The 14386-nt window shown below is 44.3% G+C and carries 10 protein-coding genes; 7 read left to right on the plus strand and 3 right to left on the minus strand.

The features are described from left to right. Positions 1 to 186 precede the first annotated feature (186 nt). Positions 187 to 1452 (minus strand): glutamate-5-semialdehyde dehydrogenase, encoded by a 1266-nt coding sequence (locus tag H9629_RS00920; RefSeq protein WP_191730431.1) that lies wholly within the window; start codon positions 1450 to 1452, stop codon positions 187 to 189. Between the two features lie 321 nt (positions 1453 to 1773). Between H9629_RS00920 and H9629_RS00925 the strand changes: the two genes are divergently transcribed. Further along, a complete protein-coding gene (locus H9629_RS00925) occupies positions 1774 to 3111 on the plus strand; it encodes an alpha/beta fold hydrolase (RefSeq protein WP_064102258.1) in 1338 nt (445 codons plus the stop codon). A 28-nt stretch (positions 3112 to 3139) separates the two neighbouring features. Here H9629_RS00925 and H9629_RS00930 read toward each other — a convergent pair whose 3' ends face one another. After that, the gene (locus tag H9629_RS00930; protein ID WP_064094809.1) at positions 3140 to 4003 is read right to left on the minus strand and encodes a class I SAM-dependent methyltransferase; all 864 of its coding nucleotides are present in this window, start codon (positions 4001 to 4003) and stop codon (positions 3140 to 3142) included. 123 nt (positions 4004 to 4126) lie between these two features. Continuing rightward, positions 4127 to 5149 (minus strand): beta-N-acetylhexosaminidase, encoded by a 1023-nt coding sequence (gene nagZ / locus H9629_RS00935; RefSeq protein WP_191730378.1) that lies wholly within the window; start codon positions 5147 to 5149, stop codon positions 4127 to 4129. A 199-nt stretch (positions 5150 to 5348) separates the two neighbouring features. Between nagZ and H9629_RS00940 the strand changes: the two genes are divergently transcribed. The 6 genes from H9629_RS00940 (at position 5349) to H9629_RS00965 (ending at position 14318) form a co-directional block, all read left to right on the plus strand. Next, a complete protein-coding gene (locus H9629_RS00940) occupies positions 5349 to 7535 on the plus strand; it encodes a carboxy terminal-processing peptidase (protein WP_064094807.1) in 2187 nt (728 codons plus the stop codon). A 435-nt stretch (positions 7536 to 7970) separates the two neighbouring features. Further along, positions 7971 to 9821, plus strand: coding sequence for a putative bifunctional diguanylate cyclase/phosphodiesterase (locus H9629_RS00945; RefSeq protein WP_191730379.1), 1851 nt, complete (start codon positions 7971 to 7973; stop codon positions 9819 to 9821). Between the two features lie 143 nt (positions 9822 to 9964). Beyond that, positions 9965 to 11557 (plus strand): peptide chain release factor 3, encoded by a 1593-nt coding sequence (locus H9629_RS00950; protein WP_064094805.1) that lies wholly within the window; start codon positions 9965 to 9967, stop codon positions 11555 to 11557. 111 nt (positions 11558 to 11668) lie between these two features. Further along, the gene (locus H9629_RS00955) at positions 11669 to 12490 is read left to right on the plus strand and encodes a hypothetical protein (protein WP_191730380.1); all 822 of its coding nucleotides are present in this window, start codon (positions 11669 to 11671) and stop codon (positions 12488 to 12490) included. A gap of 47 nt (positions 12491 to 12537) precedes the next feature. Beyond that, entirely contained in the window at positions 12538 to 13500 is a 963-nt protein-coding gene (locus H9629_RS00960; protein ID WP_191730381.1) for an RsiV family protein, read from the plus strand. Beyond that, positions 13497 to 14318 carry a TatD family hydrolase gene (locus H9629_RS00965; protein ID WP_191730382.1) on the plus strand — a complete coding sequence of 274 codons (822 nt, stop codon included), beginning with the start codon at positions 13497 to 13499 and terminating at the stop codon, positions 14316 to 14318. The genes H9629_RS00960 and H9629_RS00965 overlap by 4 nt, the downstream gene beginning before the upstream one ends. Positions 14319 to 14386: the final 68 nt, after the last annotated feature.

Below are 14386 nucleotides of genomic sequence, written 5' to 3' on the forward strand. Positions count from 1 at the left end.
TGTGACAGATTGATTTTCTAGTTTAGCGTCTGAAATTGCAAATTTTGTTCTTGCATACAATTTTATAAAGAGATTCATCAATAAAATGACCCGGAGGTTCTGATCCCTCTATTTCAGTGTCGATTTTTCTGTGCATAAAAAAACAGCCTCACACATGAGGCTGTTTTAAATGAGCGATCTAAAGACTTACTGGCGAATCTGACCATCACCAAAGACGATCCATTTCTGGGAAGTCAGGCCTTCAAGACCAACTGGACCGCGAGCATGGATCTTGTCGGTCGAAATGCCGATTTCTGCACCAAGACCATATTCAAAACCATCAGCAAAACGGGTAGATGCATTGATCATGACCGAGCTGGAATCTACAGCTGCTAAAAATTCACGGGCAATACTGTAGTTCTCAGTAATGATAGAGTCAGTATGGTGCGAGCCATATGTGTTGATATGTTCAATGGCTTCCTCGACACCCGATACAATCTTGATGGCCAGAATCGGTCCAAGATATTCGGTATACCAGTCTTCTTCAGTGGCAGCAATTACTGCATCACCGAGGATACGCTGAGTTTGTTTACAACCACGTAGCTCTACTTTTTTCTCTTGATACAGTTCTGCAATACGCGGCAAGAACTCTTCAGCAACTTTTTCATCGACCAGCAGGGTTTCCATGGCATTACATACGCCATAGCGATGGGTTTTGGCATTGAAAGCAATCGGCAATGCTTTTAACAAGTCCGCTTGTGCTTCCACATAGACATGACAGTTGCCATCCAGATGTTTAATGACCGGTACACGTGCTTCTTCAGTAATGCGCTCGATCAGGCTCTTGCCGCCACGGGGCACGATCACATCTACATATTCAGTCATGCTAATCAACTGGCCTACGGCAGCACGGTCAGTTGTATTCACGACCTGTACGGCAGCTTCGGGCAAGCCTGCCACTTTCAGCCCGTGTTGAATTGCGGCTGCAATTGCCTGATTCGATTCCAGTGCTTCCGAGCCACCACGTAGAATAATGGCATTTCCTGATTTCAGTGCAAGTGATGCGGCTTCCAGCGTGACGTTAGGACGTGATTCATAGATCATGCCCACCACACCCAAAGGTACACGCATCTTGCCCAGCTGAATCCCAGAGGGGCGATAGGCCATATCCGTAATTTCACCAATCGGATCTTTCAGGCCAATAACATCTTCGAGGCCTTGTAACATACCTTCGAAGCGTGCGGGGTTCAGTTCTAAGCGATCAAGCAGGGCTGTATCCAGATTGTTGTTATGCGCCTTGGTCATATCTTTCTGGTTAGCAGCCAAAATAGCAGCTTGGCTATTTTCTAAAGCTGTATAAATAGCAGATAATGCATCGTTTTTGGTTTGGGTAGACGCACGAGCCAAAATGCGAGACGCTTGGCGTGCCTGCTGTCCTACCGTTTGCATATATTGTTCAATAGACTCTTGCATAGCGGTTTGATCACTTAGAAATTTCATTTCGATATTAACAGTCTGCTGCTGCACAATGAAGCCCATCTGTTAAAAATCATCTGTTTTCGCAGACTTCTAAACATTTTGAAAATTTTTTCTGTTTAAAAGCAGATAAGTGGTCAATCAAGCGGTTGCTTGTGAAAAGCAGCTCTGTATAGAATGAAACACGTGACATTGAAGTCATTTATAACTATTAAAGAGCAGGATGCTTGTTCAGGCACACCGGAATGCGCCTGAAATATAAGACTGTTCATCATGACTTGCACAATAAAAATAAGGCAAGGACGGAGGAAAAGGAATATGAATTCCATTATCTACATGGATGCCCATGTATTGGAACAACCTAGCCATAAGGGCTTTTTTGATCTTTATGATAAGCACAGTTTTAAGCAGCCGCCACGTACCACCTGGATGAATGGCTGGAAAATTGAATATATGGCGATTGCCCGTCCAGATACCCTGCATTTAAGACCTATGGTGATTATTGGTGGAGCTTTTCAGAATTTTAATTCCTACAAATATTGTGTAGAACAGCTTTTTGATGCAGGCCCCATCATTTTGATTGACCTGCCCTCAATGGGAGCGAACCAGCAGATTAATAATGTCGACACAGGCCTGTCTGCAGGAACACTGGAGCTCGAAGATCTTGCTGCGATGCTGGGACGATGGCTGGAGCAGATGCAGCTGCCGCAAGTGGCAATTCTAGGCATGTCCTTGGGGTCAGTGGTGGCCTCCTGTCTGGCAGATCAACGTCCTGAACTCGTAGACCGGATGATCCTGATGGGTGTCATGCAGAAAACCCGTAAAAGCTGGCGCATGCTGCTGGAAGAATCCTTACATCTGATGAAAGAACAGCGTATGGATGAATTTGGTCAGGCTGTCATTTTATATCTGGTCAATCATGCACGTTTGGCCGAAACCCGGATGTCACCCACTGCAAAGCGCCTGTTCTTTAAACAGATGGCGGAATTTACGGCAACCGAACAGGACCGCTATGAGATCAATTGCAACCGTTTATTGCGTCTGACCAATGTACCAATTCCACAGTGCAAAGTACTGGTAGCATGTGGCCAATATGACAGTTTTACTTTGCCACATGAGAATGCCGATTTTGCCCTGCAATGCCCGGATATGCAGTATGTGCAAATTGCAGGTGCTGACCATGTACCTCAGCTGCAACGTCGTAAAGAAACCATGCATTTATTTGCAACCTTTTTACGTGATGAAGCGGTTGATCAACTAGACGGCATTATTCCGTTCACTCGCGAACAGATACAGCAAATTGAACGTCGCGGTGAAGAACGGATTCAGGTACAAGATCCACAGCGCTATTTAAGTCATCGTCATTCTGATCTCATTTTAAAAGCAGAGATAGTGAACATGAATTTCTTTGGAGTATTGCTGGAGTTAGATGCAGGACAGGTTGCGCGTGCAGCAACTCATCCACGTGATCTGGCTTTGCATCTTGAAGATGAACAAGGGGAATTTCGTATAGAATGCCTGCTCTTTGAGCAGGCTGACACACAGCTGCGTGCCTTATTCAAACATGGCAGCTTTGAGGTTGCAGAACGTTTATTGCAATTTATACAAGTACAAAAAATGCTGTTACAGGCAGAAGTATTGGATGCAGTAATTTAAAAACATCATCTTTAAAAAAACAGCGTACTTAAACGCTGTTTTTTTTCACTGCATGAATCATCCAGACCAGATCACCTAAATGTTCATCCTGTTCTGGTCGTGGATTTTGCTGGCCTGGCTCGGCAAAATAACGTTGAGGTTGTTGTACCTCAACCTGGTCAAATCCTGCATCTTGAAAAAAGTGCTGCAGTTCTTGGGGGGATTTAAAATGAAAGGTAAACGCACTTCGAGACATGAATTTAAGCAGACGGCTACTGCTCCAGATAAAGTTCGCCAGTTTATTTTTCACCGGCTCAGGATAAATATCGCTGAAATAGTGAACTGCCGGGAAATACTGCGCATTTTCTGTAATACCCTGCATCAGAATGCGTAACATCTGCTGATCAAAATAATTAATCAGTCCTTCGCTAATGACCACTAAGGGCTGGTTGCGGTCAAACATCTGAAAAATACAGTCCAACTCTTCACTAAAAATATCGGCAGTCAGGACTTCAGGAGCATACTGATCGATTTGCTGTAAAGCCTGAGTCTTGATCTTGGCCATATCGGGAAGATCCAGTTCACGATAATTAATTTCTGGAAATTTCTGTCTGAAATTCCAGCTACGTGGAGATAGTCCACAGGCAATTTCAAGAACCTGAAGCTGGGGATATTGCTCAAGCAGTTGACACAAATGCTCATCAATCATCTGATGGCGCTGCTTCAGTGTCGTACGCATACTACCGCCGACATAACGCTCTGCCCAGGACTCAAGTGGGTGAAGCAGTTTGGCCAGAATTTTACCTTTAGTGGTCGCAAAGGCTGGATGCGAGATCCCCATTTGATACCAGATATAGCCGGTATAGTGCGCAGTAAATGAAATATGGCGATGTTGTGAAAGTGTTTCTGTCATATCGTTCTTACCTTATTTTTATTTTTAAGTTAATTACATAATAGTGTAACCTTTTCATTACTATAATTAAAAAGGAACACTTTGTCGTGTTCCTTTTTTTGTGTTGACTGGATTAAAAAAGCTTTAGCTCATCTGCTGTTTGAATGCCAGTATTTCGTCACGGATATTGCGCCATGCTTCTCCCAGATCAAGCTCTGCACCAATCTGGATGTTTGGGATGTTGCCGCGCATGCGTTCCAGACGTTGCTGGTTCGGGAGGGGCAGATCAACAATCCCTTCCAGTGCAATGCATTGTGCTGCACGGTCATTGCAGACTAGACCCATGTCACAACCGGCTTTAAGGGCGGCCTGAATTCGGGCATCGGCATCGCCTGCAACACAGGCAGCCTGCATGCTTAAATCATCCGAGAACAGGACGCCGTCAAAGCCGAGCTCCTGACGCAAAACTTTCTGAATCCAGAATTCCGAGAAACCTGCCGGATTGGGATCCACTTGGCTATAGATAACATGAGCCGGCATTAAAGCATCCAGCTGTGGTTGTAACTGGATAAAGGTTTGCATGTCTTTTTGCTGGATCTCTGCGTAGGAACGCGTATCAATTGCTGCAGCAACATGCGAATCTGCTTTGACCGAGCCATGACCCGGGAAATGTTTACCGGTTGAAGCCATGCCGGCACGTTTCATACCTTTTAGAAATGCGCTGGCGAGTGGAATAATGTCCTGGATATTTTGGGCAAAGCTACGATCACCGATCACATCGCTGATATCATTTAAATCCAGCACAGGAGCAAAGCTGAAATCAATCCCGACAGCTAGTACTTCAGTCGCCATTAGCCAGCCGCATTTTTCAGCCAGTTCCAGAGCGCGCTGTGGATCGCTTGTATAAAGTTCGCCAAATTTTCCCATGGCAGGCAGTAGGGTAAAGCCCTGTCTTAGACGTTGGACACGACCGCCTTCCTGATCGACTGCAATTAAAATATCCGGGCGAACCTGACGCATATGATCAGTTAAGGCACGGACTTGAGCTGGAGATTCGATATTGCGACCAAATAAAATGACTCCACCGACTTGCGGCGCACTTAATAGTTCAATATCTTCTTGAGTCAGGGTGGTGCCTGCGATGTCGAGCATCAATGCGCCAATCATATGTGGATTCCATTTTAGAATTTTTCGGGGAAACAATACCTGATTTCTGCAATGATTTGCTACACTTTGTCAGCACAGAATATGATAAAACTACACGACATAAACATATTAAGTTGTTTAAGATGCTGAATACTTTAAATTCTGGTCGAAAAGCAACACGGTCACATTGGTCTCTAGGCCAAGGAAGTACGAATTATTTATGAAATTTCAAACGATAGCTTGCGCCGTTGCGATTGCGACAGGTGGATTCTTTTTTACCCATGTAGTGAATGATGCGATTGCGGCCAATAGTACAGAAGTGCTCAGCAAGGCGATTCAGCCATCTCAAGAACAGGCACTAGTGTCACGCCAGCTGGCAACCCTAGTGGACCGTCAGCACTATTTGAATATGCGTCTGGATGCTCAGACTTCACAGCGCATTTTTGATTTCTATATCGATAGTCTTGATCCGGAACATAGTCTATTTCTGGCTCCAGAAGTTGAAAACTACAAGAAACGTTATGGTGCCAGTTTTGGTGCCAATCTGAAAGCCGGCAATTTGTCGGGTCCTTATGAAATACATGAACAATATCGTCAGCGTCTGACCCAGTTCTATACGTATATGTTGAATGAGCTGAAAAAACCGCAGAATCTGAACCAGCCGAATGTTTATATCGAAACGGATCGTGAAAAAGCACCGTTCTTTAAAACAGAAGCTGAACAGCGCGCGCACTGGTCAAAAATGCTGGTGTCTCAGCTGATCAATCTGACTATCAGCAAAGAGGAAGAACAGGCCAAGCAGAAAGCCCTGAAAGCCAATCCGGAACTGGCCAATGGACAGGATCTCACAGGTCCTGAAGATCTGACGCCTGCGCAAACCTTGACTAAGCGTTACACCCGTCAGCTCGAACGCCTCAGCCGCATCAAGAGCGATGATGTGCTCGACAAGACACTGAACGCGATGATGCTGACCTATGATCCGCACAGTAATTACTTCCCGCCTGTCGATGCGATGGAACTGAATCGTCAGACGACTTTGCAGTTAGAAGGGATTGGTGTGTCGATTCGTCCGGAACGCGGCAATGAAGATTACACCAAGATTGAAACCATTGTCGAAGGTGGTCCAGCCAGTAAGTCAGGCCAGGTCAAATCAGGGGATCGTATCATTGGTGTAGCTCAAGATGGCGAGCAGATGGTCGATGTTATTGGCTGGCCAAGTAATGAAATTGTCGGTTTGATTCGCGGCAAGCGCGGCACCAAAGTCACTTTACGCTTACTCGGTGCAGGCGCTCCTATGGGACAGGCACGTAATGTGACCATTACCCGTGATGTGATCCAGGAAGAAGATGCAGGTGTACGTACACGTGTAGTTGAGATTCAACGTGACGGTAAAAAATATCAATATGGTGTGATCGAAATTCCGTCTTTCTATCTGAACTATCGTGCACGCCGTGCGGGTACGGATTATCGCTCGGTCTCTGAAGATACCAACAAGGCCTTGAAAGAGCTGGCAGCGAAGAATGTTGCCGGGATTATTGTCGATTTGCGCAATAACCCAGGCGGTTCACTGGAGGAAGTGGCACGTATGCTCGGACAGGTGATCAAGTCTGGTCCAGTGGTACAGATCCGTGATGGTAATGGCAACGTTAGCGTCTTTGAAGATGATGATGGCGGCGCACAAACCTATGCAGGTCCACTGGCAGTGATGGTCAATCTGGCATCTGCTTCAGCCAGTGAAATTTACTCTGCTGCGATTCAGGATTATGAGCGCGGGATTGTGATTGGCAGTACCACCACAGGTAAAGGTACGGCACAGGTACAACTGGATAGCTTGGCACATGGACAGGCGACACTGACCCAGCGTAAATTCTACCGTGTGACCGGTGGCAGTACCCAAAATAAAGGGGTCATTCCGGACATTAAACTGGTTGATATTTATAACGAAGAGTTCGGTGAGCGTAAGGCCAAAAATGCCTTGCAGTGGGATACCATTCCAACTGCGCCATTTAAACGTGAAGGCGCAGTACAGAAATATGTCCCTGAACTGGCTAAACTTTCTCAGCAACGGGTTTCACTTGATTCTCAGTTCAAGTATTTGGAACAGCGTAAAGCCGTAATGAAGAAAGCTGAAGAAGAAAAGCGTCAGGTACTGGACTTGCAACAGCGTAAAGCCGAGCTGATTGCAATGGAGCAAAAAACGCTGGAAGCAGAAAATGCCCGCCGTATTGCTACAGGTCTTAAGCCTTATCCGAATTGGGAAAGTTATCAGGCTTCGATGGATGCCTTGATTGAAACGCGTGCCAAGATGAAGGCCAAAGAACGTCCGGCTTTGCCTGAAGAAGAAGCTTTTGTGATTGAAGCGGCAAATGTGTTACTCGATTATGCCAACCTGCAGAAAAAATCCTAAGATTTAACTTTATTTATCTTTTATTAAAATAGCCTGTTTCGACAGGCTATTTTTTTATTCGGCCAGTTTGCACAAAAGACCAAATTAAATTTTGCTACGAAGTGCCATCTATCTAAATAAAAAGAAAAAAATTGTGACGGTGGTCGAATAAATGAGCTAAAAAAATGAAGCTAAATATTTGCTTAAATTTGAAACACTTCTAATATATAAGTCATATTTTATTTTTATGTTGAGTCAGATTTTAGGGGCAATTCTCAACTTCAAAAGAAAGAAATATAAATTCTAAGTTTGAGTTAAGACTGATGCTGTTGCAGATGAATTCACTTGCATTGATGTTCAGCTTGATGATTTTAATAAGTTCAAATTTGACCGGATGAAAATGGAAATACCAGTGCAGAGTATTATAAAAATGGTCACCGATGGGGAGCATTTTATATGATTGAAATTCAGCATGATATTACTCTGGTCACCGCTTCCATTCTTTCAGCATTGATTGCTTGTTATCTGATTATCCGGATTAAAAAATTTGCTTCAGGGGCTGCGCAGCCAAATGTTAAAACTTTCAGTTTAATGCTAACAGCTATGCTATTGGGACTATTGATCTGGTTGATCCATTTTATCGGGCTGACAGCAAGTTTTATGCTGCATACATATGAAATAGATTGGGGGATACTGCTCCTTTCTGTTCTGGTGGTATGCTTTGCCGCTATCTTTATCTTCTGGTTGAGTACACGGAAGACTTGGTCGTTTTTTCGAATAGTTCTTGTCACCGGGATAATCGCGCTTGGTATCTTTGGTATGCATTATATCAGCATGATGGCATTCAATTTTACTGCTAGCAATGTGCTACAGTTCCCGCAATTTACCCATACACAGGATCAGCTTTTTCTGGCCATAATATTAATGAGCGGGCTGTTACTGCTAACGCTGATTTGTATCGTTGTGTCCGAACTGCGTGTCGGTTCACGCAATCGTCAGCTTGCTTGGGCCAATCAGCAAATTGAAAACCAGACCATTCAGGATAATCTGACCAAATTACCCAACCGTCTATATCTGGCTGAGTATGCAAATAAATTATTTTCTGGTCAGCCCCAGCAGCATGAAATTGCTTTTTTATACATTGATCTGGACCGTTTTAAGGCGGTCAATGATGTGTTTGGCCATCTGGTCGGTGACCAGTTGCTGATTCAGTTGACCACACGGATTCACCAGTTATTGGGTCATCACTCCAAGCTGCTCAGAATCGGCGGCGATGAATTTCTGCTGGTACTGGAAAATACCTCTGTTACCAAAGCGGCAAAAATGTCAGAAAAGATTCTCGAGCTGATCCAGGAAAGTTTCCTGATTGAAGGCAAGAGTATTCATATCTCGGGCAGTATTGGTATTGCCATGTATCCGGAACATGGCAAAAATTTACAGGATTTGTTAGTCAATGCCGATGCTGCCATGCTCAGTTCCAAGTATCAGGGACGCAATACCTATTCGGTGTTTAACTATTCTACCGATCAGGATGAAAGCAAGAGTCAAAGTACCCTGATTAATGATCTGTATAAAGCGGTGGAAGAACAGCAGTTTGTACTGTTCTATCAGCCAAAGTTTAGGACCAGGGACCGTAGCTTGTGTGGGGTAGAGGCATTAATCCGCTGGAACCATCCCCAGTTTGGATTGCTTGGCCCGAATCTGTTTATCAATGCAGCTGAAAAAACCGGACTGATTATTCAAATGGGCTATTGGGCATTAGAGTTGGCCTGTCAGCAGATTCAAAAATGGCAAGATACACATACCGAATTTTTCCCTGTTGCGGTTAATTTGTCTGCGGTACAATTTGAGCATAAGCAGCTTTTTAGTACCTTGGAAAAGTTATTTGCCCAATATAAAATTAGTCCTCGGCATTTGATGATCGAGATTACTGAGTCGACTGCCATGCATCACATTGATGTGAGTATTCGCAGCTTCAAGCGCTTAAGACAAATGGGCATCCGTCTGGCTATTGATGATTTTGGTACGGGACATTCAAGTTTTCTCTATTTAAAGAATTTAGCCGTAGATGAATTAAAAATTGACCGGGAATTTATCAAAAATCTGGCAGTCGGCTCCAAAGAAGAAATAATTCTGGAAAGCATTATTCAGCTGGCCATGAAACTGGGATTGGTGGTGACCGCGGAAGGTGTTGAAACAGAAGCGCAAGCGGAAATTTTAACCCGGCTCGGTTGTGAACAGTTACAAGGTTTTTTACTGGGCTTGCCGGTAGATGAACAACGTTTAGAAAGTTTACAATTCCATTAATAGCGCTCTAATTGATTGAGCGTCAGGATAGACAATATGGCTCACGGAACTCCACCCTGAAACTCTGCTACAATATCGCCAATTTTTTTCATATTGATCGAATTTGATCTCGAATGCTGTGCATTGAGCAGTAGGTATATTTCATGAGCTTTAAGCAAGAACTGGCGGCACAAGTCGCCCAGCGACGTACGTTCGCTATTATTTCCCACCCCGATGCCGGTAAAACCACCATGACAGAAAAATTGCTGTTATGGGGTCAGGCCATTCAGGTAGCCGGGATGGTAAAAAGCCGTAAATCTGACCGGGCCGCAACATCGGACTGGATGGAAATGGAAAAAGAGCGTGGTATCTCGATCACGACTTCGGTGATGCAATTTCCTTTTAAAGACAAGATGATCAATCTTCTGGATACCCCGGGACATGAGGACTTCTCGGAAGATACCTATCGTACCTTAACCGCAGTAGACTCTGCGCTGATGGTGATTGACGGGGCAAAAGGTGTCGAAGACCGTACCATTAAACTGATGGAAGTGTGTCGGATGCGCGATACCCCGATCATCTCATTCGTCAACAAAATGGACCGTGAAATCCGTGAGCCGCTCGAACTTCTTGATGAAATTGAAAACGTTCTAAAAATTAAATGTGTACCATTAACTTGGCCATTGGGTACAGGTCGTGACTTCGCTGGTGTTTATAACCTGATCGAAGACAAGTTTTATGTTTATAAAGCGGGCTTCGGTTCAGTGATTACCGACATTGAGGTACGCGATGGTTATGACTATCCGGATCTTCGCGAGAAAGTAGGTGATCTGGCTTGGGCAGCATTTGAAGAATCGCTGGAACTGGTACAAATGGCCAATGAGCCTTTGGATCGTGAAGAGTTTCTGGCGGGTCGTCAAACACCTGTTCTGTTCGGTACAGCCTTGGGTAACTTTGGTGTCGACCATGTTCTGGATGCTTTCAGCCAATATGCACCACCACCGAAAGCTCATCCGACCCAAGATCGTGTTGTAGAAGCGAATGAAGAAGGTTTTACCGGTTTTGTCTTTAAAATTCAGGCCAATATGGATCCAAAACACCGTGACCGTATTGCTTTCATGCGGATATGTTCAGGCAAGTATGAAAAAGGCCTGAAGATGAAGCATGTGCGTCTGGATAAAGATGTGCGCATCAGCGATGCCTTAACTTTCCTTGCAGGAGACCGTCAGCATCTTGAAGAAGCCTGGCCGGGTGATATTATTGGTCTGCATAACCATGGCACTATCCAGATCGGTGATACATTTACCTCGGGTGAGAAACTTCAGTTTACCGGTATTCCGCACTTTGCGCCGGAAATGTTCCGTCGTGTCCGATTGAAGGATCCATTAAAATCCAAGCAGCTGCAAAAAGGTCTGAAAGAGCTTTCAGAAGAAGGGGCAACCCAGGTATTCATGCCGCAGAATAACAACGATCTGATCGTGGGTGCTGTGGGTGTGCTACAGTTTGAAGTGGTGGCTTACCGTCTGAAAGAAGAATATAAGGTCGACTGTGTTTATGAACCTGTCAACATCAACACAGTACGTTGGGTATCTTGTGATGATGAGAAGAAATTCAATGAATTCAAGAAAAAAGCCCATGACCAGTTGTCTGTCGATGGTGGTGGTCATTTAACTTATCTTGCCCCAAGCCGGGTGAATTTACAGCTGATGCAAGAGCGCTATCCGGATATCGTGTTCCGTAATACACGCGAACACTAAAATTTCAGGGTTCGCAGCCAAAGTCTAAAAATATGAAGCAGCTTCTCCGGAAGCTGTTTTGTTTTATGCTACATTTAAGCAGTTAATAACTCGATAGATATAGTAAAGAGAATGAAGCTCAGTAAGGAAGTCGTCCTCGGTTCTGTGATTGGTTTAAGCCTTGTCCTAAATGGCTGTGATCAAGGTGAAAAAGAATCCCTTACTACTCCAAAAAATGAAAAAATCACTGTAGCGAAGAATGCTGATGTCTTGCCGTATCTGAATATTCAAGAGCAGCCGGCCAAGATTGCCTTGCCATTCTGTGAAAATAAAAACTGTATCAATCTGGATATTCAGACCTTAGATACGGTTGATCCATGGATGAACCAATGGATTGAAAAGCAGCAGGCAAAAGTGATTCAGGATCAAATTGGCTTGAAACAGGACATGAATTTACAGCAGGCCATCAATGCCTATGTGAAAAAATCGGATGCCTGGCAAGCTCAGCTCAATTTGAACAAGGCTTATGAACTGTCGCTATATACCCGTATTCCTTACCAGCGCAATCAGTATGTGCTGATGCAGATCGGGGTGGATTCCAAACAGGAAAATGTCAGCGTGCATGAGCGCTATTATTTTTTTGTGGCCGATCGCCGCCAGCAGAAAATGCTGACCCCACTTGATATTATCGACTCTAAACAGCAGTTGCTGATGGATCAGATTATTCAGCAGGCTTATCAAACCTGGTTAAAAGAAAACAATTCGCAAGTTCAGCAAAAAGCACCAAAAAAACTGTATTGGGGCCAAGCTGACTGGTTCTTTGATCAGGAAGGCATCGGTCTGCATTTTCGCAGTCATGAAATCAGTAAAGACGCCAAGCAACTGGATATTTATTTAACAAAACAACAAACACAACAGGTCTTGAAAGCTGAGATCTATCAGCATATGTTTTAAAGCTGATGATCTTGCAAGATGATTACAGGTTCCGAAAAGGTGAGTGAATGCCAAGATATAAGAATATTTTTTGTCTATCCATACTGGCATCAGCGGTGCTGCTGAGTGCCTGCCAGCCAAAGGGCGATGCCCCAAAAGAGTCGACTGCTCCTGAAGTGGTAGAAGCCGAGCCTGAAGTAATTAAACTCACGGGTGAGACCGAAAAACTCAAGCTGACAATTCCGGAATGTGAAGACAAAAGCTGCCCGGAAATCTCGATTGAACGCCTGAACAGTAATCAAAGTTTTATTAATGAATGGATTGATCAGCAGATTCTACAACAGTTGAAAAGTATCCTGTCTGTAGATGCGATTGAACCGGCAAAAGTGACTGCGGCTAGTGAAGCAGAAACGGCTGCCTCTAAGCCCAAAGCAGCTTTGACAACAGTAGCAACACCAAAACAGCAGCTTGAACAGCAAATTCAGCCCTATATACAGACTTTTTTGAATCTGGATAAAGAACTCAAAGCACTGAGTGCCAGTCATAGCATCAGCCTGATGATTAAACCCAAGATTCTGAATTCAGGGTATCCCCTTGCGACCGTGGTTCTGAACAGCAGTTATTATTTGGGAGGAGCACATGGGGCATCTGCACAGACTTATTATAACTTTGATCTCGAGCAGCAAAAACTGGTCAAGCTGGACGACATTATTGCGACCAAGCAAAAAGCCAAACTTGAAACGCGTGCCTATGAAGCTTTTAAAGACTGGGTAGTAGACTCCAAGCTTGCCAAAGATGTGGCCGAGTATGAACAGGCCTGGAAGTTCAAGCTTAGTGATAACTTCTATCTGGCCCAGCAAGGTCTGGTCTTGCAATATGCCGAATATGAAATTGGGCCTTATGTCGCTGGTTTGCCACGTTTGATGATTCCGTATGAGCAGTTACAAGGTGTGCTAAAACCGGAATATTTGCCACACACAGAAAACGCTGCCTCTGAAATAAAGCCAGCACCTGCTGCAAAAGCCAAATGACCTTAAAGCTGTTTGATACGCATACCCATTTTGATGTTCCCGAGTTCGACCCTGATCGGGAACAGTTGGCGTATGCGGCCAAAACTGCCGGTATTGAGCATCTGGTTTTAATAGGATTTTTGCAAAAACGTTTTGCCGACCTGCTAAGAACCCACAACTTTATCAATGATCTGGAAAATGTACCGCAAAGCCATTTAGCACCGGGCTTGCATCCGTTTTATATTGAACAGCATCAGACTACTCATTTGCAGGAGCTGGAACAACTGCTTCATCATGAACGATGTATTGCCATTGGTGAAATCGGTCTGGATACCTTTTTAAAACAGCACAAACAGGCTGAAATTTTCCAGAAACAAAAAGATTTTTTTGCTGCACAACTGGAACTGGCGCAGCAATTCGATAAGCCGGTTTTGCTGCATATCCGTAAATCCCATGCGGAGGTTTTGCAGATGTTAAAACAACACCGATTTAAACAGGGTGGCATTGCACATGCCTTTGGTGGTGGAATTGAGGAAGCTAAAGCCTTTATCAAGCTGGGATTCAAACTGGGTATTACTGGGCAAATCACCAATCCAAACGCCAAAAAACTGCATCAAGTGGTGCAGTATGTCGGACCAGAACATCTGGTGCTGGAAACCGACTGTCCGGATATGACGCCGCTTTGTTGTCAAAGTTCAAGCGAGCATCGTACTAGAAATACGCCTGCCAATTTACCTTATGTGTTGCAAGGGCTGGCAAAAAGCCTGCATATGCACAAAGAGGAGCTAGCTGAACAGCTCTGGCAAAATACCCATCAGGCTCTGCATTTGACCATTTAAATTAATACTCTTAACTCGGTCTTAAATTCCCAGTTCATCATAAATAGAAAAAAAGGTGCATTATGCAA

Origin of the sequence: Acinetobacter pecorum, assembly GCF_014837015.1 — a bacterium.
Taxonomy (GTDB): domain Bacteria; phylum Pseudomonadota; class Gammaproteobacteria; order Pseudomonadales; family Moraxellaceae; genus Acinetobacter; species Acinetobacter pecorum.